The organism is Nonomuraea aridisoli, from assembly GCF_003236395.1.
Lineage (GTDB): Bacteria > Actinomycetota > Actinomycetes > Streptosporangiales > Streptosporangiaceae > Nonomuraea > Nonomuraea aridisoli.
Genome location: NZ_POUD01000041.1, coordinates 1 through 24,213 on the forward strand (window position 1 = coordinate 1; position 24,213 = coordinate 24,213).

The window sequence follows — 24,213 nt, forward strand, 5'->3', positions numbered from 1 at the left end:
CGCCGTCTGATCAACCTCGGACTCGCCCACACCAACGGCATCTGGACTGTCATCCCGATCACTGCATAGCAAAAGGGTGAGCCGACTCATGCCGACTCACCCAGCAAGATCTTCAGGACACTCCTAGCAGCGCGTCGCGCACCGCGAGCGGATCGAGGGGCCGACGGCGATGGCGTTGCAGGCTCACCAGCAGGGCGGCCACGCCGGTGACCAGTGCCACGGTCACGCAGATGCCCTTCTGGGCTTCGATGCCGCCGCCGGGGATGGCGCCGGACGGCCTCGCCGAGGGTGGTGAGGCCGTCACCGAGCACCTCGCCCCGCCCTGCCACCACCACTGGTCGCGGGGGCCATCCTCACCCCCGCGGCCGCGCACACCGGGGGCGAACAGAAACCGTCGGCCCCCACCGCTACCGTGTCCGCATGCCCGCACGCTCCAATGACTTCCAGGCGGTCGTCTACTTCATCCGGTCACATGTCGATGCCGATGCCGTGGTCACCGAGTCGGCGATGCTGCCTGACCGTACAGGGGCGGGCTTGCGTGAAGTCGATGTCCTCATCACCAGCCATGCTCGTGATGGGAGGCAGGTGCGGATCGGGGTCGAGTGCCGTGACCATATCCAGAGGCCGGACATCACCTGGGTCGAGCAGGTGGTCACCAAGCAGGCGGACTTGGAGCTGGATCAGATGGTAATGGTCTCGGTCCAGCGGTTTCACCGCGGGCGCGGTCGCCGTAGCCTGTTACCCCGGCATGGAGCTGGTGACGCCGGAAAGGCCGATCCCTGCGGACGGGCCTCTCGGTCGGCTGGGGCACCGCACCTGAAATTTCGCGACCTGATCCGCTTCCCTGGAGGCGCGGGGTCGTCAGTCCGCTTCCGGGTGGACGGTGCGGCCGGGGAGCTCCAGGCCGGTGCAGCCGCGGCGCTCGGCCTGGTCCGCCGCGAACTCGTTGAGGAGGTGCCGCACCTCGCTCATCGGCAGCACCGATCGGGAGTCCCCGTAGCTGTTGGCGAGGAAGTTGGCGGACTCCCCGGCACATAGGGCCTTGGCGCGACCGAAGCGCTCGCTGAGCAGCGCGTCGCGGGAGCTGTGCCCCTTCGGGATCCGCACCTCCCGCGTAAGCAGCCTCTCGAAGGGCTCGTCCGTCCAATCGCCGTACCACCCCGTGATGTCCACGGCGGACTCGCCCGTCCCGGAGTCGATCAGCGAGCAGCTGGTGATCGGGGCCCGCTCGTCCGTGGGCGCGACCACCTGCCACTCCTTGCCGGACGGGCTTGTGGGCAGCGTGTCCTGGGCCAGCCAGCCGCACATTGTGCCCTCCGCCTGGCTCAGGGACAGCTTCTGGGCGGGTTCGACGCGATCCGGCAGCGGCAGCGGATCGGCCCCGCAGCCGATCTCGGCGTTGGCGCCGTTGGCGATACGCACGGCCGCGCGCAGAGACCGAGGCGAGGGGTCGTCCTCGACCGCGAGGGTGTACACGTTGGTGACGAGGCGCCGCTTGCGTCCCTCTGAGTCGTGGCCGAGCTTCGGGCACTCCTGAATGATCACAGGGCCGAACCTGCCGTAGAAACCGGGGATGGACCTGGGATATGCGTAGTGGGGGTCTCTCAGGTTTCTGAACTCCATGGCCAGCGGCCCTCCCGGCTCGCCCGTGTCGATCTGTGCCTCGACCTTGAGGACGAAGTGCCGGCCATCGTTCTCGTTCACCCCACATCTGAGCAGACCGTGCCCGGAGCCAAAGGTGTCCTCGGCGGCCTCCAGCCATTCGTCCGGCAGTAATTCGGCAAGGTCGTCGCCCGACAGGTTGCCCCCGCACAGCGTCGCGGCGTACCACCAGGGCTGCCACACCGGCTTGGCTGACCACCCGACGCCTGCGACGACGGCGAGCACCACCGCCACGATCCCGAGCACCCGCCTGCTGGGCAGCCACCACCGCCTCCGTATCCCCGTTGCCATGGTCTGCAGCTCTTCCTTCCCCAGAACTCTCCTTCGACGGGCGCAGCCTACGTGGCGCGGGAACGCGGAAGGCCGCGATCTCACGGACGCCTCTTGCAGCTCGTCAGCATGTTAATCAAAAGATCAAGCCGCCTAAACGCGGAAGGCACCAGCCCTACGCGGCGCCCTTCTCCCTACCGCTCAGGCACCTCTCAGGCCGATTTGTTCTGTTCGGATGCAGCTTTCTCAGGCGGGGCGCCCTCGTCGCGCACCAAACGTCCGATGCCGTGCATGAGACCTACATGATCACCGGGAAGGTACACCCTTCCCTGGAGATCCACAGGTTCTAAGCATTGCTCGCTGCGCGTTCCTGCGCGGCCTGGTCGCTCGCGGTTTGTCATGTAGGGTCCTGCGCCGGAGAGTCGCCGGCGACATCGGGCGAGGGATTCCGCAATCTCCTCGGCAATCCTCTTCACACGAACGACCGCGGGCCGTCATCCATGATCGCGGAGATCATCAGTGCGGATCCCCGGGCCTGGGGCCCGGCCCGGCCGCCCGGGGCGTGCCGTCCAGGTAGGCGAGCACTGCCCGCACGCGGCGGTGGCCGGAGTCGTCCGGCGCCAGGCCGAGCTTGGCGAAGATGTTGCCGATGTGCTTGTGAACGGCATTGTCGGAGATGCGCATCCGCTCGGCGATGGTGGCGTTGTCGTGGCCCTGCGCCATGAGCGCGAGCGATTCCCGCTCCCGGGCGGTGAGGGTGTCCAGGGGGTCGCCGGCGCGGCGCGCGAAGAGTTGGGCGATCACTTCGGGGTCCATGGCGGTGCCGCCGGCCGCGACGCGGCGCAGGGCGTCGAAGAACTCGGCCACCCGGCCGATGCGGTCCTTGAGGAGGTAGCCGATGCCGCCGCGGCCGTCGGAGAGGAGCTCGCCGGCGTAGTCGCGTTCGACGTACTGCGAAAGCACCAGGATCGGCAACGCGCCGTGCTCGCGGCGGGCCCGCAGCGCGGCGTGGATTCCCTCGTCGCGGAACGACGGCGGCAGCCGCACGTCGACGATGGCGACGTCGGGGCGGTGCTCGGCGACGGCGTCGAGGAACGCCTCGCCGTCGCGGGCGACCGCCACGACTTCACAGCCCTTCGCCGCCAGCAGCAGCTCCAGGCCGCTGGACAGCAGGACGTTGTCCTCGGCGATCACGACCCGCACGGAACCTCCTGAACGATCACTTTGCGCACGGCATCCCGACGGCGAGCGTGGTGGGGCCGCCCGGCGGGCTGTCGAGGCGGACGGCGCCGTCCAGGGCGGCGACCCGTCGGCGCATCCCGGCGATCCCGGTACCGCGCGCCTCGTCGGCGCCGCCCCTTCCGTCGTCGGTGACCTCGATGGACAGCACGCCATCGGCGCGCTCGACCCGCAGGGCCACCCGCGTGGCGGCGGCGTGCTTGGACACGTTCGTCAGCGCCTCGGCGATCACGTAGTAGGCCACCGCCTCCACGGCCGCCGGGAGCGTACCCAGATCCGCGAGCTCGATGTGAACCGGCACACTCGACCGGGCGGCCAGCGCCGCCAGCGCACCGTCGAGCCCACGGTCGGCGAGGATCGGCGGGTAGATCGTCTGGAGCACCGTGCGAAGCTCGACCATCGCCTCCTCCGCCGTCTCATGCGCCTGCCGGAGCAGCGTCGCCACCGCGTCCGGATCGTCGGCGAGCGACTCCCGGGCCAGGCCCACCTGCATGGCGATGGCCACCAGGCGCGCCTGCGTCCCGTCGTGCAGATCGCGTTCTATCCGGCGAAGCTGCGCGCCATGGGCGTCGACCACCCCCACCCGGCTCCTGGTCAGCATGTCGACCCGCTCGGTGAGCCGCTCGCGAGCCGACGGCGCGAGCACCGCCAGGCACAGCCGCGCGTGGAGTCGCGCCAGCGCCGGGAGCACCCACCAGGCCGCCGCACCGAGGACGGCGATCTGAACTGACCCCCCGACCAGCGCGGTCGCCCAATCCCCCACGTGGACATCGAAGAACGAGAACAGGGTGGGACGCGCGTCGACGGGAAACGCCCACCACAACGTCAACGCCACCGCGGCGACCAGGATGTTGCCCAGGCACATCAGGGCGGCCAGCCCCAGCGGGAACCCGACCGCGACATGCGCGAGCGCCCAGGCGAGACACCGCCGCCCGCCCAGCCGCCCGCCGGCCGGCACACCGAGCAGCCCGCCGGCCCGCCGACGGTGCCAGTCCGCCCAGCCCCGCCCCGCCGGCGGCGCGAGCAGCACCGGCAACGCCAGCGCCGTGACCACGGCGCTGGCCAACGTGCCCAGCAGGTAGATCGAGCCGGAGAATGCGCGGTCACGCATGCGCACCTCCTCGCGATGCCGGTATGCGGATCATTATCCGCCACCCGTCCCCGCCGAGCACTACAGCGGGCTGTACCAACGCACCTGCGGCCGGCTGTATCGTGCCGGACGTCCGGCCCGCATAGCGTCCTCGACCATGAGACCGGCATTTGCCCGGACCTGCCAACGCCTGGTCCCGGCCCTCACCGTGATCGCCCTGTCCACCGCCGTCGCGCCGCCGGCCAGAGCCGACGGCGGCCCGCCCCCACCGCTCGACTGGAAGCCCTGCGCCCAGGGCCCCGACGACGCCCTCGGCAGAGAGCTCGACCAGGCAGGCGCACGGTGCGCGAAGCTCACCGTCCCGCTCGACCACTCCAGGCCCGGCGGCCGCACCATAAAACTCGCGCTGTCCCGCCTCCCCGCCACCGACCGCGCCCATCGCATCGGCACGATGGTCCTCAACAGCGGCGGCCCCGGCGAGAGCACGCTGGGCATGCCCCTGCAGACGCGGGCGGCCATGAAGGACGTCGCCGCCCGTTACGACCTCGTCGGCCTGGACCCGCGCTTCGTCGGCCGCAGCACGCCGCTCGATTGCGGCTGGCCCATCGGCCTGTGGCTCCGCTCGGCCGGTCCGACCCGCGCCCGGTTCGATCACCAGGTGGCGGTGCAGCGCGACCTGGCCGAGCGCTGCGCCCGCCGCCACGCCGACGTGCTCCCGTACGTCAACACGCGCGACACGGCCCGCGACATCGACCTCGTGCGCCGCGCTCTTGGGGAGCGCCGGATCTCTTTCCTCGGCTACTCCTACGGCAGTTACCTGGGCGCGGTCTACACCCAGATGTTTCCCGGCCGCACCGACCGCGTGGTCCTGGACAGCGCGGGCGACCCGAACAAGTGGGGCCCCAGGGCGACACGGGGCAGCGAAGACGAGGCGGAACGCGCGCTGCGCGGCTGGGCGGCCTGGGCCGCCAAGCGTCACGGCACCTACGGCCTCGGCGCCACCCGCGCCCGCGTGCTGGCCACCGTGAACGCAATCGTCGCCGCCGCGCAGGACCGCCCGCTGCGCGTCGGACGGTACGAGGTGGACGGCCAGGCGGTCCCCTACATCCTCTCCGCCGGCTCCGGCGACGACCGCCCCGCGGCCCGCGCGGAGTTCACCTCCACCGTCCGGACACTGAACGAGGCCGCGCAAGGCCGCCCGGCCGACCCCGGCCCGGGACTCAACGGACTCCTCACGTTCGTCCTGACCAGCGCCGGCTCCCCGCTTGCCGGCCCGGCCGCCGCGATCACCTGCGGCGACCGTGCCGCGCCACGCGACCCCGACACCTACTGGAACGACGTCCAGCGCAGCCGTGCCCGCCACCCCCTCTTCGGCCCCCTCAAGCACAACATCTGGCCCTGCGCCTTCTGGCCGAACCCCCCGCGTGAACGCCCCACGCGCGTCGGCAACCCCACACCCGCGCTGATCGTGTCCGCCACCGGCGACACCGCCACCACCAACGAGGGCAGCAAGGCCATGCACCGGGCGCTGACCGGCTCCCGCCTGCTCACCCTGCGCGGCGCCACCGCCCACGGGGTCTACGGCGAGTACGGCAACGCCTGCGTGGACGCCGAGGTCAACGCCTACCTGGCCACCGGCACCCTCCCTACCGCCGACCCGATCTGCCATCCCTGACCCGCCGCCCCGAGGCCGCGATCCCTCATCGCGGCCTCGCGCATCGAGCAGGCACCCCTGTCTCACAGGCGTTCACCTGGACGCGGCCGGCGCGGGGGAGTGCGGCGTCCAGGCCGCGTTCGAGCGCGACGGGGTGACCGTGACCGTGGCGGGGGGCCGTCTCTCCGTCGAGCGTGGTGACGGGCTGACCGTCGCGGGGGCCGGACGCTACGCGGTCCGCTGGGTGAGAGCAGGAATTGCTGGTTGGCGGCGCCCGGCTCGGCGGTAGCAGATGAGGGCTGCGGCGATGGCGACGAATGACGCGAAGTGGTCGGCTCGGCGTTCATAGCGGCGGTGTAAATGGCGGCAGCCGGCAAGCCAGGACACGGTCCGTTCAACCACCCAGCGATGGCGTCCCAGCCGGCGGCTGGACTCGATGCCTGGCCGAGCGATGCGCGGGATGATGCCGCGGCTGCGCAGGAAGGCTCGCAGGTGCGGGTAGTCGTAGCCCTTGTCGCCATGCAGCTTCGCCGGCCGGCGGCGTCGGGGTCCGCGGCGGGAGCGGATGGGCGGGATGCTGCGTACCAGAGGCTCCAGCGCCAGGCTGTCGTGGGTGTTGGCGGCGCTGATCGCGACAGCGAGGGGCAGACCGGTCCGTTCGGTGATGAGGTGGATCTTCGACCCGTTCTTGCCGCGGTCGACAGGATTCGGACCTGTCAGGTCCCCCCTTTGGCCGCGCACGCTGACGGAGTCGATCGCGCACCGCGACCAGTCCAGCTCGACCCGGGCGCCGAGCTCGTCCAGCAGGCCCCGGTACAGCTTGGCCAATCGCGCCGGAGCGGTACGGCATGCGGAGCTCGCCCTGCGCGTCCACCGCGACACCGGTCACCGCCTGGGCGAGGCCCGCACCCTGCGCGCGCTCGGCGAGGCCGGGCACGGGACGGGATTCCGGGGGCGGGCCGCCGAACTGTTCGACGAGATCGGCATCACCCAGGCGACCCACCCGGACGGCTGACTCCGATGCTCCGGTGGCCGTCCTGGGCTCCGCGGACCTGTAGCGGGATTATGCTGATCAGCTCTCGGAGTACCACTCGAACCACCACCCGCTCGCGTCGTTCCAGTAGCACGCGCTGACCCAATAGTCGATGTCCCATTCGCGCTTCGCGAGGTTGCACTCCGACAAGGTCGCGAACGGCCCTGTCCGGCCGTACGACGTGCTCGTCGATTGACCGGCTTGACTTGCTGATCCTCCTGCTCCGGAGAGCGGGACGTTCGCGGCCGCCATCGCCGGCGCCGCTGATACGCTCATGGCGGCAGCGATGAAGGCCCCAACCGCTAGCCTTTTGACGAGCCTCATCTGTGAGCCTCTCTTCCTTGGTAAGGACGGATTTTCCGTCGTGGCAGGTCGTGCGTATGTCGATGACAACAAAGCCGTATTTCACGTATCTGTCGCTACGCTGTCGTCAGCGCGGACCAGTGTCAGCAGGCCGAACAAAGCCCCGCACGAGCAGCGAAATTTCCAGCTCACAGCGCGAAACCATGTTTTCGAGCGGGACAGGGTGCTTATTCCGGGGATTTCCGCAGTACCGGAACTTGCCCTCCTGGCCTATGGCAGTTGAGGTGCCGGTGCGGTCTCGGCGAGATAGCCGGAGGCTTGGAGGGTGAACAGGCGGCTGTAAGCGCCGCTGACCGCCATGAGGTCCGCGTGCCGCCCGGATTCAATGATCGAGCCGTCCGCGAGGACGACGATGAGGTCGGCTTCCCGTACGGCGCCGAGCCGGTGGGAGATCAGCAGGCTCGTCCGGCCGGAACGGATCTCCCGCAGCCGGGTGTGCATGTCGTGTTCGGCTTCGGCGTCGAGCCCGGCGCTGGGTTCGTCCAGGATCATCAGGTCGCGCTCGGCCCGCAGGAACGCCCGCGCGATGGCGATCCGCTGCCACTGCCCGCCAGACAGCACCACGCCGGTGCTGTCGTCGTCGCGGTCGGCCAGCGTGAAGAACATCCTGGTCAGCAGAGTGTCGTAGCCATGAGGCAGATCCTGCAGCGTCTCGTGCACGCCGGCTCGGTGAGCCGCGGCCTTGATCCGGGGCAGGTCACAGGATGCGGACAGGTCCCCGACTGCGATGTTGTCGGCGGCGGTGAAGTCATAGTTCATGAAGTCCTGGAACACCGCGCCGATCCGTGCGCGAAGCTCCTCCACGGTCACGTCGCGCAGATCGACCCCGTCCCACAGGATCGAGCCGCGTACGGGGTCGTAGAACCGGCACAGCAGCTTGAGCAGGGTGCTCTTGCCGGATCCGTTGAGCCCCACCAGGGCGACGGATTGACCGTGCGGGATGAACAGGTTCACGCCCCGCAGGATCCACGGGTGGTCGTCGCTGTAGCGGAACCACACGTCGCGCAGTTCGATACCGCGGCGCAAGGCCGGCAGGCGTCGCGGCGTGGCCGCCTGGGGCAGGTCCGGTTCGGCGCGGAGGACCGCCATGTAGTGCCCGAACGTCAGAAGCTGGAGATGGACGCCGGCGGTGGCGGATACCGCACCCCCCAGCGCCGTGTGCACGCCACCCAGGGTGCCGATGAGCATGGCCACGTCTCCGATCGTGCCCTGTCCGCCGGCCACCATGGCGATCATCCAGATCAGGCCGAACCCAGAAACGATGGCCGACATCAGCACCAGGGCGCTATGCATGACGAACTCGCGCCGGTCCATGGCCCGCTGGGCTGAGTTAGCGGCCTGCAACTCGGCGCGTATCCGCCCCCGCAGGAACGCGCCGAGGCCGAGCAGCCGTACTTCCTTGGCCGCGCTCCCGCCGCCCAGCAGGTCCTGGTAGAAAAACTCCCGCCGCTGGGTGGGGCTGATGGCCTGCATCATCCGCGCCCGCCGCCGTGACAGGCGCAGCTCCACGAGCAACATCGGCAGGCCCGAGGCGAGGACGACGACGGTGATGAGGGGGCTGACCACGGTCAGTGAGCCGAGCAATCCCAGCCCTGTCAGGACGTTGCGTCCTACGCCCAGGGCGGACTCCAGGATGCTGCCCGGTGCGGCGGCGCTCTGCTGGGCAAGCCGTAAGCGATCCAGGAAGTGCGGATCCTCGAACCCTGCCAGCCCGGTCTGGCGTTCCAGGGCGGCGAACAGCTCGTCCTTGGCCGTCAGAGCCATCCTGCGGTTCGACTCTGCCACGAAATAGCGGCTGGCTTGGGGGCCGGCCGCGCTCAGCAGGCCGGCCCCGGCCAGGCCAACCGCCAGCAGCCACACGGTGTCCCAGGAGCCGGGCGCCGCCAGCTCGTCCACGGTCATCTTGGTCAACCACACCGTCACGATCGGTGCGGCGATGGAGACGGCCGTCAGCCCGAGATGGCCCAGCAGGTGGGCGGCGGCCGAGCGGCGTGCCAGTGAGACCGCCTGCGCCAGGCCTGACACCATCGAGGCCCGGCCGACGCGCTCCGTGTCCGTGCTCATGCACTGATCGGCGTCGGGAGCCGAGAGCAGTCGTCGCCGATGGCGAACAGCGTGGCGCCCCCGACGATGCCGGACATCACCAGCAGGTCCAGCAGGCACAACGTGCTGACCAGGACCATGGCCATCGAGATGAACATCATGTGCCGAATATCCCTTTCGTATTGCCTGCTGCGGGCCGGTCAACCGCCGGCGGGGCGTGGCCCCGCCGGCGTACTCAGTCGATCTGGGAGACGGGTGACCGGCCTGTCGCGATCCCGGTCATTCCGACTTGTGGGTCTGGGTGACGTACGGCGTCTCACCACCGTCACCGGCGGCCTGCGCCACGGATGCCGCCCCTACCACGGTCACCGCCGCGATCAGCACTGCTCCGATCAGCGCGGCAACACTGGAGATCTTGCGCATCACAGCTCTCCTTCTTTCTCGGTTGCGAATCTGGCCAGCATCGCTGATGGTCCTGTCGGCTTCCTGTCGCGGCGGTGGCGTCGGCGGATATCTTCCGAAAGCGTGATGAAAGGGACGCCGGATAACGTGATCGCTTCCGTGACACCTGTGCAGGAGCGAGCCATGGAAAACGTCTTCGATCTCCAGTTGCGCACTGTGCCGGCGCCCGCCGCCAGCGACGCCACGATGGCGGACACCGTGCACCTGACCTTGTGCCTGGCGGATGGCGGTGCCGGCTGCCAGCAGACCGTCTGGCCAACCTGTTTCGACACCTGCTGCTATCAGGGTTCGGCCGTCTGCTGAGGGCGCACGTCCTCACACGAGCAGCAGCCGAGCCCAGCCCGGCACCTCCTTGCCGTCGGCCGCCAGCAGCGCCAGCGCGACCCCTGCAGCTCCCTTCAGCAGGCCGGGATTGTCCACATGGCGCCCGTCGGCCTCGACGTCGGCATAGCCGAGCAGCGACTGCGGCCGGAAGCGGCCGAGCAGCTCGTCGGCGTAGCTGGAGGCGGCCGAGCGGAGCACCGCGTCGCCCGTGTCCTCAGCGAAGGCCGCCGTGAGCAGCCATCTCCCGGCCAGGCCATGGCACAGATTCGGTGAGGGCACCGGCACCGGACTGGCGCACCGCAGGCGCACCGCCTCCAGTGCGAAGTCGCAGATGTCCGGGGCGTCCAGCGCCTCGCCGGCCTGGTAGAGGGCACGGGCGATGCCGGCGTCCCCGTGGCACCACGAGCCGCCGCCCGAGCGTCTCCCGTCGTCGGGGCGGTATTTGAGATCGACGCGAGCCGGCCACATGCCGTCACGGACGTGCCGCATGAGGAAGTCGACACCCCACCGTACGGCCGCGGCGGAGTCGGGATCCGGCGACCGGCGGTGCAGCCGGGAAAGCGCGGCGAGCACCCCCGCCACGCCGTGTGCCAGGCCGAGGTCCACCACGGGCCGGCCCGGCTCCAGGAGGTAGCCGAGGTCCCCGATCCCGCGCGGGCTCAGCAGCCGGATGAGCTCGCCGGCGACGGCGGAGCAGACCGCGTCCACAGCGGGGGTACGCTCCCGGACGACGAGGTATCCCACCCAGCCGGAGATCCCGGAGACCACGTCGTAGTAGCTCGGCCCGGACGGGAGCCGGCCCGGCAGGCTCCGCATGAGTGGCAACATGGTCGCGTCGAGCGCCTCGGTAAGTTCCCGGTAGCGGGTGCCGCCCCGGCTGCAGGCCCACACCGCGGCGGCGTACCCGACCCGGCCGGAGAACAACGACAGCGGGCCGTCGGGCAGTCCGGCCGCGTCGAGGCCGGCTGCGAGGAACTCGTGCGCCCGCACGTCCCAGCCTTCTCCGGGGCGGGCCTCGTCCAGCGTGGAGCACAGCAGTGCCAGGCCCGCGCCGCCCCGGGACAGCCCGCCAGGGCTCCAGCCGGCGATCTCCGGCTTGAGCGTGGTCCGCACCAGGCGGACCAGGGACTCCTCCCTCCGTACGGGGTCAACCACGAGCCGGGCGACCCGGCTGGCCGTGTCCTGCATTGTTCCTCCAGATGAGCTGAGATAGCCGGCTGACATCGGATTATTAGCGGCCGTTCCTACGATTCCGCCTATGGTGCAAAGCCCTTTGTCGATCCTGGATCTTGTTCCTCTGGTCCCGTCCACCGGCGCGGCAGCGGCACTGCGCGCCAGTACAGACCTGGTACGCCTGGCCGAGTCGCGGGGCTTTCGTCGCTACTGGGTGGGGGAGCATCACGGCGTACCCAATGTCGGCGCCTCCGCGCCCGCCGTGTTGATCGCCCACCTCGCCGCCGTGACCTCGACGATCCGAGTGGGCGCCGGCGGGGTAATGTTGTCCAACCACGCCCCGATGGTCGTCGCGGAGCAGTTCGCAACCCTCGAAGGACTGCATCCGGGACGAATCGACCTCGGCGTCGGCAGCGCCGCCGGGGCCACCGCCGAGATCGCGGAGACGCTGCGCCAGGGCGCCCCGGCGGGGTTCGCCGGCAAGCTCGCCGACCTGGCCGCATTCCTGCACGGCTCCTTCCCGCCCGGCCATCGTCACGCCGGCATCCGGGTGAGCCCCGCCGCCGTGCCGGGACCTCCGCTGTGGATGCTCGGCGCCGGCGAGTCCAGCGCGCGCCTAGCCGGGGAGCTGGGGCTGCCGTACGCCTTTGCCCACCATCTGAACGCGGCCGGCGCCGAAGGCGCGCTGGCGGCGTACCGCGGATCGTTCCGGCCCTCGGCGCGCCTGAGCCAGCCGTACGGTCTGGTGAGCGTGGCCGCCATCGCCGCGGACACCGAGGCGCAGGCGCACCAGTTGGCGCGGGCCGCCGGCCTGCCCGACGACTTGCCGGACGGCATGGTCGTGGGCGACGGGCCCACCGTGCGCGCGGCCCTGGCGGTCCTGTCCGACGAACTCGGCGCCGACGAGATCATGATCGTCACCAACGTGTTCGACGCAGCGGCCCGCAGGCGCTCGTACACTTTGCTCGCGCCCTTCAGCTGATCAGCAAGGCGGCGTCCCACTGGCTCGCAGGAGCGCTGCCTCTGGCGTAGGCGTGCAGGGCCAGTGCGGTGCCGCCGGCGCCGTCGAGCAGCCCGGCCCCGTCGGTGGGTGGCTCGTCCGCCGAGATCGGGTAACGGAACCCGTACGGCAGCGCGGGGTCGAAGTGCTCGATCGTGCGCTCGGCGGCGAGGCCGGCCACCAGTGACGCGGCCTCGTCGGTGCTGTCGGCGGCGATCCGCAGGGCGATCTGCAGGAGTCCGGCCCAGCCGTGGCAAAGGCCGGCCGCCGTCAGGTACAGCTGGTCGACCGGCCGGTCGACCAAGGAGCGCATGGCCTCGTCGGCGACGCGCAACCAGTCCGCTCGGTCGAGGGCGAGCCCTGCGAGCTGGATCGCGCGGGCGATGCCCGGGACGCCGTAACACCAGGTGGCGTTGCACACGACCCCGGGCTCCTCGCGGCCGAGCAGCTGGTCGAGGGTGAGCACGCCGGGCCAGCGCGGGCCGAACTCGTCCGGGCGCCGCCAGCGCAGCAGAAAGTCCGTGATGCTGTCGATCGCCTGCCGCTGGCCGGGCACCCGCTGCCCTTCCCGCCAGGCGATGGCGAGCAGCGCGAGCGGGCCGGAGATGCCGTGCGCGAGCCCGAGGTTGGCGTGGCCATGTGCGTAGCGGGGGTCGTGCTGGGCTAGGATCCACGGCGGCCCCGTGACCCACCAGCCCGGCACCTCGTGCCCGGCGGCCTCGGCGGGTTCGTCCGTGATGGAGACCAGGAAGGACAACACCTCGCGCAGGGCGTCGCCGCCGGGTGCGGCCATGAGGAGGTAGCGGCCGAGCCCGGTCAGCCCCTGGATGACGTCGTAGCTCGACATGGTGAGGGTTGCCGGGCCCCGCTGGCTCCAGCGCTCGACCCGGAGGTGGGCGAGGTCGGCCACGTAGGGATCCAGTTGCGAGAGCAGGAAGCGGTAGTCGTCCGCGGTGGCGGCCGTGTTGCGGGCGGCGAAGGCTAGAGCGGTCAGGCCGTCGTACAGGGCGCCGCCGCCGGAGGGAGGCTCCTGCGAGATGGCCCGCGCCAGCATGGCATGCGCCGTGCGGCGGGCCGCCGGCCGGGTCGCCGCCAGCTCCGCGTGGAACAGGGCGGCGGCGGGGAAGCCGACGCTGAGGGAGAGCCCGGGGCGGCCCGCTTCCATGAGCACCGATTGCTCGAACAAGTGCTCGATGGCGTCCGGATCCGCCAGACGCCCGGCCAGCAGACCGGCGATGTCCGCGGCGGTCCGGCGCCGGTCGCTCGTCGTGCCGGTGGCCTCCGCGGCGAGCGGGTGCACGTCACTCATCCGGCGAACCTCCTGCGCTGGGCGTCGGCATCGAGCACGCCTCTGAGCATGGCTAGCGCATGCGCCTCTGCTTCCCGGTCGATGCCCAGCAGCCGGTTGGCGTGCATGTGTTGCACGCTCCTGACGATGTCGAGACGCGCCCGCGGGTCCGTTGACTCCAGCTCCGCGGCGTAGTCGGCGAGCGCCTCGGTGCGCCGGCGCCAGCTTTCGACCAACTGCGCGCCGCCGGGCTCCGCGGCCAGGGCCTTCCAGCCGCCCGCCGGGTCGATGAGCCGCACGGCGGCCCTCCGGTGCTGCTGGAACGCCGCGTGATGGCCCCCCTTGGGAACACGGTCCAGGTAGCGGGCGGCCCAGCCGTCGCCGCCGAGGCCTCGGGCGATCTCCATGAAGTTCATCGCCGCCACGAACTGTGGATCCAGGGTGAGCATGCCGTCGCGGAGCAGGCGCAGTTGCCGCACCACGGACTCGCTGTCGGCGTGGAAGAGCCGTTCGGCCGCCGGCATCGCCTTCTCGCCGCCGTAGCGGACGTACTCGGGCTGGTAGGTGTCCAGAGCCATCCCCCGCAGGGATCCCGCCGCGCAGCCGGCCGCCACCCAGTCGTGAAGCGTGGGCAGAACGTGGCCGGACAGCGTGTCGGGGGTCCCGGCGAGGCGCAGCCGCAGGTGTGGTTCGGGATCGCGGTACCGCAGGAAGTGCCAGTGGTCGATGGCGGGGCGGATCCGCTCCAGCAGCGCGGGCAGCCGGTCGATGAGCAGCTCGTCCTGGTGCTCCTCGATGAGGTAGAGCTTGGCGTAGAGCCATTCCCCGCCGGGATGGTGGCGGCGCCGCGGCCAGTCGAGTGTGCCCGGAGGCGGCGTGGCCGGGGGCGTGACGGACCGCCCGGTCAACGGCACGACGATCTCGTTGCCGAAACCCCCGCACCACCCCGTCCCGGGGGAGCCGCCACCCGGCGGTTCGGCCAGCACGGCCGAGCGGTCCCTTTCAAGCTCGCGCCTGAGCAGCCGCTGGTGCGGCGCGGCGGTCAGGTCGAGCGGGAGCCGCAGGTCGTGCGAGACGACCTCCAGGTGGTCGGGCACGGACCACCGTTCCCGCCACGCGCGCAGCGCCTCCCGCCATCCGTTCCAGGACAGGCTCGAGTCGCGCAGTTCGGGGCCGGGCAACCAGCGGGCCGAGAACAGCACCGTGCGCCCATACCGCACTCGGGGCAGGTACGGCAGGTCGGCGAGGCCGTCCCACGACCAGGCCGAGACACCGCCGGCCCGGTGGAAGGCGATCTCGCCGAGCAGCCGTGCCACGTTCGGCTGCCGGTACGGATTGAGCATGTTGAAGGGCATCGGGATGATCTCACGTCCCAACGAATTCGAATGGACGTACAGGCGATGGGTGTCGGCCGTGACGACCAGGTCGTCGAGACCCAGCACGCCGTCCCGTCCGCGGTCGGCGTACATGCCGACGGCCACCCGGTGGGGCAAGATCGTTGGGACCTGGATGACGTTGCCAGAGCGTGACTCGTTCGGCTGGTAGAACAGCTGCGCGGGCACCGCTCCCCGCTCCATGGCGTCCGGCGTCGAAACGATCTGCCTGAGCCGATCCGCCATACCGTCGAACATGGCGGTGAAGCGGCCGAAGAACGAGCCCGGGCCGATCGAGCCCAGGCCCGCCGCCAATACCAGTCGGAACTCGCCTCGCGCCACCTCCGCCATGGAGTCCGCCAGCAGGGTGACGCACACGTCCAGGTCCGGGGCCGGCCTGGAGGTGCCGTCGTGCCGCACCAGCGCGGCGATCGACTCATCGTCGAGGACGACCTCCTCGTGTCCGGAGCCGATCGCCTCCATGGCGGCTTCGGCCAGCCGCCGTCGCCGCGGGGTGTCGGCCGGCGGCGACCGGTGCGTGAGCTGCCGCGAACTGGCGGGCAACACGTATGTGGCGGGAGCGTCCAGACCGCGGGCCGGGTCCAGCAGCTCACCGAGCGGAACGGCGCAGCCGAGGCCATAACGTTCCACGAACGCCTGGTGGTACTCCAGGTAGTGATCTGGAACCTCGTCGGAGGTCATCCGCCACAGGAGGTCCACCGCGGTCTCGAGTTCGCGCAGCACCACGTCGGGCAGGCTCGCCTCGACTCCGGTGCGCAGGTCGACCTGCAGCGGCCGCTCGCACGAGTGCAGGCGGGACATCGACGAGACGAGCGACCGCAGGCCGGCGGCGCCCTCCCCCGGCGGGCTCGCCGCGTACGCGCCGATCGCCGTCCGTATGTCGCGCAATGCCCTCGTGCGCGAGTGGTCCGCCTCCAGGCGGTCGATGACGTGCCCCAGTGGGTCGGCGCTGTCCGGCGGCGGCGGCAACTCGCTGACCAGGAACTCCTGCTCCAGGAGCGAGTCGATCAGGCCCGACGCGGTGTCCTCGGCCACGCCGGGGAACGACTCGCGCAGCTTCGCCACCAGAACCGCATGGGACACGGGCCGGTGGGCCGCGTCCATGCACACGCGTACCGCCTCGGTGTCGCGGACCGACACCTCGAAGCTGGTCACCTTGCCGTGCGCGGCCCGTACGTACGGCAGGATGAGCCGGTCCCCGCGCGACGTCGCCAGGTCGTTGCGGACCAGCAGGAGCCGCTGCCGGACGTCGGGCAGGCGTTCCCATTCGTGGACGGCGGCCAGGAGCCAGTCCATGGCCGGCCGTACGGCTTTCACGGCCGGCAGCCCGGTCCGGAACTCCGGCTCCCCTCCTGACGGCCCGCCGAACCGCGCGACGGCCACGCCGGCCGTGAGCCCGAACGGAGTCGGCCGGGACGACATACGCAGCAGATATTTGGTGACGGCGTAGGCGACACGGCGCAGCCTGGAGAAGGGGACCGACCCGCCGTCCTCGATCTTGGCGAGGTCACGTGCCAGTGAACCGCTCGACACCTCAATGGCTTCGCGTACGAAGGGGTCGGCGACGATCTGCCGGATATACGCCCGGATCCGGCCGGACTCGGCGGGGTCGTCAAAATTGGGACCGGTCAGGGTGATGGCGGCATCCCCGGGTTTCCGGGTGGGAACCCGCAACAGCCCGAACGAGGCGCCACTGAAATTCATGGGCATGAGCCGATGCTAGGAGCGCCCACTAACATTTCTCTGTTATTCCGATGAATTATGACGGTGTTATTGACAATGGCCGCGGAGGAGTGCCAGGCTCCGATTCAGAGAAAGGAGGAATAATGGCTCGGAACAGCGATTGGAACAATGGGTCATTCGATTTGCAGTTGCGCGCGGTGCCTGCTCGAGGATGGGTGGAGGATTCTCACCAGATGACCCGCCCGACCGCGATCACCTGCAATGAATGCGTGTCCATTGTGGGATCGAACACTTGCTGGAACACCTGCAAGGACACCTGCTGCCCGGTTGAGACCCAGACCAGGGTCTGCTGATTCCGCCCTCCGGCGGAACGTAACGGGCGCTCCCAGCGGTCAGCGCGGGCTAGACGGTCGCTGGCCGCCGGGACAGCGGGACGACAACGCGACGACAGGCGGCCGAAACCGCCTCCGGTTTTCCTTGAGGGGTGGACTATCCATCCCAAAAGCTGGTCAAGGACCCGGAGTCACACATGAACGCCATCCCTGCCCGCCGATTCAGCTTGCTCGGTACCCTGCGTCTGGACATCGGCACCCGAACGGTCGCCGTGACCGCCGGGAAGATGAAGGTGGTGCTCGCGGCGTTGCTGCTCAACGAGAACGAGCCGGTGACCAGGGACAGGCTGATCGAGTACATGTGGGAGAAACCCCCGGCCTCCGCGCGCACGCTGCTGCACTCGGTCATCCTGCGGCTGCGCCGGATCACCGGCGACCACCAGTTCATCCGTACCAGAGGATCCAACTACGTCCTGAGGGTGGAGCCGGGTGAGCTCGACCTGCACGACCTTTCCGCGCTGCTGGAGAAGGCGGACAGCGCCCGAGCCCACCTGGACGTCACCACCGAGCACGATTGCCTCAGCAGGGCCGTCGAACTGTGGCGTGGGCCGACGTTGGCCGATGTGCCCTCGCCGGCCCTCCGGCTGGGGATCGCGACGCGGTTCGACGAGATGAAGCTGCAGGCTCTGAACCGGCAGATCGACCTTGACCTCGCACTGGGGCGGTACGCACAGGTCGTCAGCCGGCTGCGTGAGCTGACGCACGAACATCCGTTCAACGAGCACTTCTGGAAGCAGCTGATGACCGCGCTGTACCGATGCGGCCGGCAGGCCGAGGCACTGAGCGCCTATCACGAGTTGCGCCGCATGCTGGACCGGGAGCTCGGCATAGAGCCGGACCCGGACGTCAAGGCCGTCTACCAGTCCATCCTGCGCCCCGACAGCGACGATGACAGCCGCCGACGCTGATGCCGTCGTGAGGCTGGAGTCTTCGCCGGTATGCCGGATGTAAATGGGTGCGGGGGAGCCTTTCACCAAGCTCTCATGGCCTTGTCTTCGGGCGCGGGCATCAACCGGTGGACTCAGGATGGGTTCTATGCCCCTCCACGGTCTGGGCGCTGCCGATTTCGTCGAACAGCTCCAACGACTGCCTGCGGTACGGGGCGGCAGTGCCCTCGGAGGCCTCGCCGAGAGTGCGCAGCGTTTGGGCCTCTCCCAGGCGGTGCCCGGTGTCGCGATGGATGTCCAGCGCGAGCCGGGCGTGCCGTACCGCCTCGGTGTGGTCTCCGGTCGCCAGCGCGATATCGGCGAGCGAGGTCAGGGCAAGCCCTTCCAAAAGGTGGAAGGATCCCTCACGGGCAAGTCGGAGGGCCTGCCCGGCGAATGACGCCGCCTCGCGATCGCCCAGCCCGCGGGCGGCGTTCGCCAGCCCTACGAGTGCGGCGATCCTCGCCGAAGGGTGGTCGTCACCGGCGATCTCCCCCGCCCGGCGGTGGTGCTCCATCGCCTGGGCATTCCGGCCGACACGCTCGTCCACTCGGCCCAGGGCGTTCAGAGCCAGCGCTTCGGGAAGGCGCTCGTCGACGTTGCGAGCGCTCTCGAGCGCTCGCTGCGCGTATGTCCGCGCCTGGTCGTATTGGCCCAGGTCGGTATGGGTGTCCGCGAGGGAGGCCAGGCAGTGCGGCTCGATGGTGCGGCTGCGGACCTCCTTGAGCAGCGACAACCCCCGATGCAGGTGCTCCAGCGCGGCGTCGAACCTGCCCAGCAGGCGGCAGATCTCGCCGAGGTTGGTGGCGATGATGCCATCTCGGTCGGGATGCAGCGAAAGGCCCTGGGTGAGATGGTGAAACGCGGGTTTCAGGCGGCCCATCTGGGCGTAGAGCGTGCCGAGGTTGACGTGCTTGACCCCGAGCCAGGCCGTCCGGCCGTCCTGCTCGTCGAGCTGGATGCCTTCGGTGTAGTAGCGGGCCGCCTCCTCCAACTGCCCACGAAGCGCGTAAACGCCGGCGAGGTTGTTGCGGATGGACGACTGGCCCTCGCTCCAGCCACTCTCGTCGGCGGCCGCGAGCGCCTGAGCGTACAGGGAGTTCGCCTCAGGCTGGTCGCGGTAGGCGTGGGCGTGCGCCAGCGCCAGTAGAGCTGCAGCCGTTCCCAGCGGGTCGCCCTCCTCCCGGGCCGCGGCCACGGCCGTCTGTGCGCAGGACAGCCAGTCGTCCGAGCGCCCGCTGGACCAGAAGTGGCTTCGCAGCGCGTCAGTGAGCAGCCACGCCGATGAGCGCGGGCCGGACGCGCCCGCATGGTGCACGGCGGCGACGAGGTTGCGGTGCTCAGCCGCCAGCCACGCCGTCGACGACGCCATGTCGGCGAAGGCGGTTATCGGCACGCCGGCCGGCCTCGCCGATGGCAGCCTGGCCCAGTGCGGATGGCTGCTCTCGACGGCGGCGCGGGTGTTCGCCAGATACCAGTCGAACAGCCTCTGTCTGGCCTCCTCACGATCGTGAGTGCCCTCTTCGGCGTGCAGCCGTTCCATGGCATACAGGCGCAGCAGGTCGTGAAAGCGGAAGCGGCCGGGCGCGTACCTGTGGATCAGGTGCGCGGTGGCAAGCCGGTTGAGCTGCCGGCGGGCCTCCTCTACGGTGAAGCCGCTCAGCGCGGCGGCGGCCTCGACGGTGAAATCTCCTCCGGGCACCAGCCCGAGCAACCGGAAGCTGGCCTGCGCCTGCGGCGGCAGCGCCGCGTACGACAGGTCCAGCGTGCCGCGCACCGCGTTCTGCTCGTCGCCGTCGATGCTCAGTGCGGCAAGCTGGTTGCCTTGACGCAGCTCCGCTACGTAGTCGGCCACGCTCTGATATTGGTCGAGCGTCAGGTTGGCCACCGCGATCCGCAACGCCAGCGGCAGGTGCGCGCACAACTGTCCTAGCTCGGCCGTTGCCTCCGGCTCCGCCGCCGTCCGGTCGGATCCGAGCACCGAGGCGAGCAGCGCCGCCGACTCCTGCGGTGAGAACACCCCGAGGGTCACGTGCGTCGCGTGACCGTGCACCGACAGACCACGTAACTGGTCGCGGCTGGTCGCCAGCACGAGGCAGTTCGAGCCGGGCAGCAACGGCCGTACCTGCGCCACGTCACGGACGTTGTCCAGCACCATCAGGACCCGGTGGTTGGCCAGCACGCTGCGTAACAGTGCCGACCGGGCGTCCAAATCCGCCGGGATGCGCTGGGGCTCGATGTTGAGCCCCAGCAGTAACAACTCCAGGGCAGCGGTCGGCTCCATCGGCTTGTCAGGGCCGAATCCCCGCAGGTTCACGTACAGCTGACCATCGGGGAAGTGCCTCTGCGTCAGGTGACCCCAGTGGACGGCGAGGGCGGTCTTGCCCACTCCCGCCGTGCCCGTGATGACACCGATCCTGACCGGCGCGGACGGCTCGTCGTCAACCACCTCCAGCAGGTGGTTCAGCGCCCTTAATTCGCCGGCGCGGCCGGTGAACGCGGCGGTGTCCGAGGGGAGCTGGCACGGGCGTACGTCGGCCGGCTCCGGCCGCTCGGCGGCGGACGTCGTGATGGCCGGAACGGCGGGCTTCGACGGCACGAGCATGAGGTCGGCTTCCCCGGCCAGAATGGACTGGTGCAGGTGGCGCAGTTCATCGCCCGGGGCAATGCCCAGTTCCTCACACAGGAGCGAGGCGACCGTGTGGTAGGCCTGAAGTGCCTCGGCCTGGCGGCCGCACCGATAAAGAGCCAGCATGAGCTGTGCCCACAGTCGTTCGCGCAGCGGGTGTGCGGCGGTCAGACCCTGCAGTTCGACCACGACCTGCTCATGCCGGCCCGCCAGCAGGCCGAGTTCCAGCCAGCGTTCCAGGGCCCGCAGCCGTTCCTCCGCCAGGCGGTCGGCGTGGTCGCGCTGGAGCGACTCCGACGGCACGTCGGCCAGCGCGGGCCCGCGCCATAATGCCAGTGCGTCCTGGAGCAGGGAGGCTTCGGTCTCAATGTCGACCGATTGCTCGGCACGGCTGACGAGGTCACGGAACAGGGCGACGTCGAGATCGTCGGACTTGACCTCGATGAGGTACCCGGACTCCTGGGTGTGAATCAGCGGCTCGCTGCCGCCGCCGTCGTCGAGGATCTGGCGCAGGCGGGCGATGTGCGTGTGCAACGCCGCTCGCGCGTCGTTGGGCTGGTCGTGGTGCCACATGTGCTCGATGAGCCGCTCGACGGAGACGGAGCGGTTGGCGTGCAGCAGGAGGGTGACCAGGGCGACGCGCTGCTTGGGCGAGGGAATGGGTATCCGGTGTCTCCTCCTGAAGACCTCTACCGGCCCCAGGATCCCGAAACGGGTTCTCGGGCCTGTCGCGATCTGGAGCTGCTCCGAGGGCGGCACGCCTTCTCCTGTCGTCCTGCTGGCTGGCTAGCTCTGGTCAAGCATTGTGTCTCGTTACCGAATGGTTCAGCTAGTGGCCCGTCACGCAACCTTGGCCGGATAACTGGTCCGGCTTCGGATGGGTGAGCTCGCAGCGAAGCTGGTCTTGGGTTGGGCGCGGGCGTTGCGCCAGCGGACGTAGCCCGCCTCGCCGTGGCCGCCGACGCCTTCCTGGCCACCCCGCGCACGGCCAACCCCGCACCGCCGCGCCCCCGTCCGCTCCAAGGGCGGCGCCACCGAGTGGGTGTACTGGGACAGCGGCACCGCCCATTTGCTACCCCGCCTCCTCCGGCTCCCCGACGGCAACACGCGCACGCACGGCCCGCTGTTCCTGTCCGAACGCCGCCCGGTTCCGCCACAAGAACCCCCGCACCGCCATGCGCTACGTCAAACCCGGCGCTGAGGCCATCGCCAAGGTCACTGAGGTCCTGGCACCCCGCCGCCGTACCCACTGATCAGGAACTTCTCCGAGTGGGAGGGGACGCTGCCCCTTTCTCTCGTACTTGGTCTGGCCCCGATCATGAACAGGGTGCTGACCGAGGCCCAGGCCGGCGAGCGCTGGCCGGGTTCGCGCGGACGTTCACCAGCAGTCTCGACACCACGGGCCTGTCCTGGCACCAGACGTTCTCCCCTCGGGGTGCCGCTCGGCACCGAGGTGCTCTCCGTACTGCTGACGCTCGTGGCGGCCCGGCACCGGCCATCTTCCGCGACCTCACCGCCCCCTCCGCCCCCGTCGAACTGGCCGGCGGCCGGGACATCTCCGCCGCGCCCGATGTCGGCACTCCGCTGTCCTGGGGGGGTGAGAGACCGGCGTCACCGAGGCGACGCCCCGCGCTTCACCCGACGGGGCCGTCAGATCGAGCGCGGCCCCGTGGTGCGAGACGCGGAAGAGGCCATGCCCTCGCCAGCATGGACGGGCCCGTGGCGCTCTTCCCCGCCCACGTCACCCGCTACTGGGCACGGCCGGACATCGCCTACTTGCCGGTCACCGATCTGGAGCCGCTGCCGTACGCGCTGGTGTGGCGGAGGGAGGCGGAGGGCGAGCCCATCCGGGCCCTGGCCGGGATCGTCCGTGACCTGTGCCCTCTCCCGTCGGCCTCTCCCGGCTCTTGATGTCGTCCGTCACCCTCGGGTGGGATCTGATGGCAAGCGGGCCGGGTGTTGCTGGCTGTACGCCAATTCGCGCTGTCCCCGACGGGCAGGTGAGTGGGGGCGTCGCAGTCGTAGGAGCCGACCCGGACAATTACGAGAGATCGAAGGGGGCGGGGGAGTGGCCTTCCCAGATCTGGCGGGATGCCTGTTCGGGGTAGGGCAGAGTCTTCGACTCGGTGTCCAGGACGCGGGTGAGGTGCCCGCCGGGCCGGTGGGCGGACCAGCCCGCGTCGCCGGTGGTGACGAAGCGGACCCATGCCTCCTGGAGTTCGCGGGAGAGCGCGACGGCCTCGGGAGAGGGCTCCTCGCCGATGAGCTGGGTGCCGACGGGGCTGTCCAGCGTGCCGAACGCCAGGGGCACGTCGAGGCTGTGGCAGGCGCCCAGGATGCCGCCGAGGGCCGGGGCAACCCAGCACAGTTCGAACAGGTACGAGGTGCCGCCGGCTGCGGCGTTCGCCTCGGCCAGCTTCTGTGACGGCATGCGGAAGAGGGCGTCGGAGTACACCGTCTCCACCAGCTCCTCCGGGCCTGCCTGCGGGAACGCGGCACGGTAGGCCCGCGCGCCGTCCGGCTGCGGGGCGTGCAGTTCCAGGGCTGCGTGGGCGTCCTCCTCGGTGAAGGTGCCGTACCGTCCGCTCATGACGCTGAAGTACCGGAATTCGTCCCGGGTGTGGCCGACGAGCAGTTCGGTCCCGCTCGCGCGCGCGCCGGTCAGCGCGGGCCAGGGCGTTTCCGGGAGGACCTCGCCGTCGACGACGGGGCACAGCGCGGTGCCGGTATCCGTGAGGCGTCCCCAGCTCTCCCGGTGCGCGTGGAGGCCGGCGTTGAAGGAGGTGAGCTCGGCGGCCAGGTGCCATGGGTCGATGTCGCGCAGGGCCTCGGCGGTGGGGGCCGCCGCGCCGAGCCGGTCCGCGAACGCGGCGGTGACCTGCCGTGCCAGCGCGGGGGTGCTGTGCAGCCCCGGCACCGAATGGGCGATGGCCCGCCGGAACAGGCCGCGCGCCGGCTTCATCGTCAGCAGGGCGGCGACCGAGCCTGCCCCGGCAGACACCCCGGCCACGGTGACCTGGCCGGGGTCGCCTCCGAAGGCGGCGATGTTGCGCTGCACCCACTCCAGCGCCGCGATCTGGTCGAGGAATCCGCGGTTGGGCGGCGCGTCGTCGAGGAACGCGAAACCCTCCGCGCCCACGCGGCAGTTGATGGTCACCACGACAAGTCCCGCCTCGGCCAGCGCTGCCGGGTCGAACATCGGGTCGCTCGATGCCGCCGAGAGGTAGCCGCCCACGGGGATCCACACCAGCACCGGCAGTCCCGCCGCGCCGGGATCCGGAGTGCCGACGTTGAGCGTCAGCCAGTCGGTGCCCAGCGGGGGCACGTCGATCGGCAGGGACAGCGGCACCACGGGGCCGAACTCGACCGCCTGCCTCGTCCCCTCCCAGCGGTGCGGCGGCGCGGGCGCGGCGAAGCGGAGCGCTCCCACCGGGGGCTGGGCGTAGGGGATGCCGCGGAACACCGCGTGCCCCTGCCGCCGGCGCCCCTGCACCACGCCTTCCGTGGTCCGTACCTTTGGCTGTTCGGACATGACGATTCCTTCCCTCGAGTGGACCCCAGGATTATGGGTCAGATGTATTATGTCAA

20 protein-coding genes and 1 pseudogene are annotated in these 24,213 nt (G+C 70.4%); 6 read left to right on the forward strand and 15 right to left on the reverse strand.

Features of this window, described 5'->3' with window-relative positions:
• Positions 1-112: 112 nt before the first annotated feature.
• From C1J01_RS12735 to C1J01_RS12755, 5 genes are all read right to left on the reverse strand, one after another.
• Positions 113-304: a S8/S53 family peptidase gene (locus C1J01_RS12735; protein WP_111179157.1), complete on the reverse strand. Its 192-nt coding sequence runs from the start codon at positions 302-304 to the stop codon at positions 113-115.
• 164 nt (positions 305-468) lie between these two features.
• Positions 469-714, reverse strand: coding sequence for a hypothetical protein (locus tag C1J01_RS12740; protein WP_111179158.1), 246 nt, complete (start codon positions 712-714; stop codon positions 469-471).
• A gap of 147 nt (positions 715-861) precedes the next feature.
• Entirely contained in the window at positions 862-1,953 is a 1,092-nt protein-coding gene (locus C1J01_RS12745; RefSeq protein WP_220039881.1) for a hypothetical protein, read from the reverse strand.
• A 495-nt stretch (positions 1,954-2,448) separates the two neighbouring features.
• Positions 2,449-3,135 (reverse strand): response regulator transcription factor, encoded by a 687-nt coding sequence (locus C1J01_RS12750; RefSeq protein WP_111179159.1) that lies wholly within the window; start codon positions 3,133-3,135, stop codon positions 2,449-2,451.
• Positions 3,136-3,151: 16 nt separating this feature from the next.
• Positions 3,152-4,282: a sensor histidine kinase gene (locus C1J01_RS12755; protein ID WP_111179160.1), complete on the reverse strand. Its 1,131-nt coding sequence runs from the start codon at positions 4,280-4,282 to the stop codon at positions 3,152-3,154.
• Between the two features lie 136 nt (positions 4,283-4,418).
• Between C1J01_RS12755 and C1J01_RS12760 the strand changes: the two genes are divergently transcribed.
• On the forward strand, positions 4,419-5,936 hold the full coding sequence (locus C1J01_RS12760) for an alpha/beta hydrolase (protein ID WP_111179161.1): 1,518 nt from the start codon (positions 4,419-4,421) through the stop codon (positions 5,934-5,936).
• Between the two features lie 207 nt (positions 5,937-6,143).
• Here the strand turns inward: C1J01_RS12760 and C1J01_RS12765 are convergent.
• A pseudogene (locus C1J01_RS12765) lies at positions 6,144-6,740 on the reverse strand (IS5 family transposase); the annotation flags it as partial.
• On the opposite strand from C1J01_RS12765, the gene C1J01_RS49780 reads away from it, so the two are divergent.
• Entirely contained in the window at positions 6,736-6,930 is a 195-nt protein-coding gene (locus tag C1J01_RS49780) for a hypothetical protein (protein WP_181448727.1), read from the forward strand. The pseudogene C1J01_RS12765 and the gene C1J01_RS49780 sit on opposite strands and share 5 nt — an antisense overlap.
• A gap of 57 nt (positions 6,931-6,987) precedes the next feature.
• Here the strand turns inward: C1J01_RS49780 and C1J01_RS49075 are convergent, their stop codons facing one another.
• The 4 genes from C1J01_RS49075 to C1J01_RS49790 form a co-directional block, all read right to left on the reverse strand.
• Entirely contained in the window at positions 6,988-7,224 is a 237-nt protein-coding gene (locus C1J01_RS49075; protein ID WP_146615573.1) for a hypothetical protein, read from the reverse strand.
• Between the two features lie 297 nt (positions 7,225-7,521).
• A complete protein-coding gene (locus tag C1J01_RS12770) occupies positions 7,522-9,213 on the reverse strand; it encodes an ABC transporter ATP-binding protein (protein ID WP_235854407.1) in 1,692 nt (563 codons plus the stop codon).
• Between the two features lie 158 nt (positions 9,214-9,371).
• Complete coding sequence (locus C1J01_RS49785) at positions 9,372-9,515, reverse strand: hypothetical protein (RefSeq protein WP_181448722.1); 144 nt, start codon at positions 9,513-9,515, stop codon at positions 9,372-9,374.
• Between the two features lie 118 nt (positions 9,516-9,633).
• The gene (locus C1J01_RS49790) at positions 9,634-9,777 is read right to left on the reverse strand and encodes a hypothetical protein (RefSeq protein WP_181448723.1); all 144 of its coding nucleotides are present in this window, start codon (positions 9,775-9,777) and stop codon (positions 9,634-9,636) included.
• Positions 9,778-9,939: 162 nt separating this feature from the next.
• Here C1J01_RS49790 and C1J01_RS12775 point away from each other — a divergent pair, with 162 nt between their 5' ends.
• On the forward strand, positions 9,940-10,119 hold the full coding sequence (locus C1J01_RS12775; protein WP_111179162.1) for a hypothetical protein: 180 nt from the start codon (positions 9,940-9,942) through the stop codon (positions 10,117-10,119).
• Between the two features lie 12 nt (positions 10,120-10,131).
• Here the strand turns inward: C1J01_RS12775 and C1J01_RS12780 are convergent, their stop codons facing one another.
• The gene (locus C1J01_RS12780) at positions 10,132-11,328 is read right to left on the reverse strand and encodes a lanthionine synthetase C family protein (protein ID WP_181448724.1); all 1,197 of its coding nucleotides are present in this window, start codon (positions 11,326-11,328) and stop codon (positions 10,132-10,134) included.
• A 70-nt stretch (positions 11,329-11,398) separates the two neighbouring features.
• On the opposite strand from C1J01_RS12780, the gene C1J01_RS12785 reads away from it, so the two are divergent.
• Complete coding sequence (locus C1J01_RS12785; RefSeq protein ID WP_111179164.1) at positions 11,399-12,295, forward strand: LLM class flavin-dependent oxidoreductase; 897 nt, start codon at positions 11,399-11,401, stop codon at positions 12,293-12,295.
• Here the strand turns inward: C1J01_RS12785 and C1J01_RS12790 are convergent.
• Complete coding sequence (locus tag C1J01_RS12790; RefSeq protein ID WP_111179165.1) at positions 12,288-13,622, reverse strand: lanthionine synthetase C family protein; 1,335 nt, start codon at positions 13,620-13,622, stop codon at positions 12,288-12,290. The two genes, C1J01_RS12785 and C1J01_RS12790, sit on opposite strands and share 8 nt — an antisense overlap.
• Entirely contained in the window at positions 13,619-16,705 is a 3,087-nt protein-coding gene (locus C1J01_RS12795) for a lantibiotic dehydratase (protein WP_111179166.1), read from the reverse strand. Before C1J01_RS12795 ends, C1J01_RS12790 begins: the two co-directional genes overlap by 4 nt.
• A 502-nt stretch (positions 16,706-17,207) precedes the next feature.
• Between C1J01_RS12795 and C1J01_RS12800 the strand changes: the two genes are divergently transcribed.
• Positions 17,208-17,978 carry an AfsR/SARP family transcriptional regulator gene (locus C1J01_RS12800; protein ID WP_111179167.1) on the forward strand — a complete coding sequence of 257 codons (771 nt, stop codon included), beginning with the start codon at positions 17,208-17,210 and terminating at the stop codon, positions 17,976-17,978.
• A 100-nt stretch (positions 17,979-18,078) separates the two neighbouring features.
• On the opposite strand, the gene C1J01_RS12805 is transcribed toward C1J01_RS12800, so the two are convergent.
• Complete coding sequence (locus tag C1J01_RS12805; protein ID WP_111179168.1) at positions 18,079-21,384, reverse strand: AfsR/SARP family transcriptional regulator; 3,306 nt, start codon at positions 21,382-21,384, stop codon at positions 18,079-18,081.
• A 948-nt stretch (positions 21,385-22,332) separates the two neighbouring features.
• On the opposite strand from C1J01_RS12805, the gene C1J01_RS12820 reads away from it, so the two are divergent.
• Positions 22,333-22,536, forward strand: coding sequence for a type 2 periplasmic-binding domain-containing protein (locus C1J01_RS12820; protein ID WP_181448725.1), 204 nt, complete (start codon positions 22,333-22,335; stop codon positions 22,534-22,536).
• A 130-nt stretch (positions 22,537-22,666) separates the two neighbouring features.
• On the opposite strand, the gene C1J01_RS12825 is transcribed toward C1J01_RS12820, so the two are convergent.
• Complete coding sequence (locus tag C1J01_RS12825) at positions 22,667-24,157, reverse strand: carboxylesterase/lipase family protein (RefSeq protein ID WP_111179170.1); 1,491 nt, start codon at positions 24,155-24,157, stop codon at positions 22,667-22,669.
• Positions 24,158-24,213: the final 56 nt, after the last annotated feature.

Bases quoted from the DNA above. Each gene is read 5' to 3' on its own strand.
- C1J01_RS12755 (WP_111179160.1), bottom strand. From the start codon at position 4,282: ATGCGTGACCGCGCATTCTCCGGCTCGATCTACCTGCTGGGCACGTTG.
- C1J01_RS12770 (WP_235854407.1), bottom strand. From the start codon at position 9,213: ATGACCGTGGACGAGCTGGCGGCGCCCGGCTCCTGGGACACCGTGTGG.
- C1J01_RS12795 (WP_111179166.1), bottom strand. From the start codon at position 16,705: ATGCCCATGAATTTCAGTGGCGCCTCGTTCGGGCTGTTGCGGGTTCCC.
- C1J01_RS12760 (WP_111179161.1), top strand. From the start codon at position 4,419: ATGAGACCGGCATTTGCCCGGACCTGCCAACGCCTGGTCCCGGCCCTC.
- C1J01_RS12785 (WP_111179164.1), top strand. From the start codon at position 11,399: ATGGTGCAAAGCCCTTTGTCGATCCTGGATCTTGTTCCTCTGGTCCCG.
- C1J01_RS49075 (WP_146615573.1), bottom strand. From the start codon at position 7,224: ATGAGCGTATCAGCGGCGCCGGCGATGGCGGCCGCGAACGTCCCGCTC.
- C1J01_RS12820 (WP_181448725.1), top strand. From the start codon at position 22,333: ATGGACGGGCCCGTGGCGCTCTTCCCCGCCCACGTCACCCGCTACTGG.
- C1J01_RS12800 (WP_111179167.1), top strand. From the start codon at position 17,208: ATGAACGCCATCCCTGCCCGCCGATTCAGCTTGCTCGGTACCCTGCGT.
- C1J01_RS49785 (WP_181448722.1), bottom strand. From the start codon at position 9,515: ATGATGTTCATCTCGATGGCCATGGTCCTGGTCAGCACGTTGTGCCTG.
- C1J01_RS12780 (WP_181448724.1), bottom strand. From the start codon at position 11,328: ATGCAGGACACGGCCAGCCGGGTCGCCCGGCTCGTGGTTGACCCCGTA.
- C1J01_RS12790 (WP_111179165.1), bottom strand. From the start codon at position 13,622: ATGAGTGACGTGCACCCGCTCGCCGCGGAGGCCACCGGCACGACGAGC.
- C1J01_RS12745 (WP_220039881.1), bottom strand. From the start codon at position 1,953: ATGGCAACGGGGATACGGAGGCGGTGGTGGCTGCCCAGCAGGCGGGTG.
- C1J01_RS12825 (WP_111179170.1), bottom strand. From the start codon at position 24,157: ATGTCCGAACAGCCAAAGGTACGGACCACGGAAGGCGTGGTGCAGGGG.
- C1J01_RS12775 (WP_111179162.1), top strand. From the start codon at position 9,940: ATGGAAAACGTCTTCGATCTCCAGTTGCGCACTGTGCCGGCGCCCGCC.
- C1J01_RS49790 (WP_181448723.1), bottom strand. From the start codon at position 9,777: ATGCGCAAGATCTCCAGTGTTGCCGCGCTGATCGGAGCAGTGCTGATC.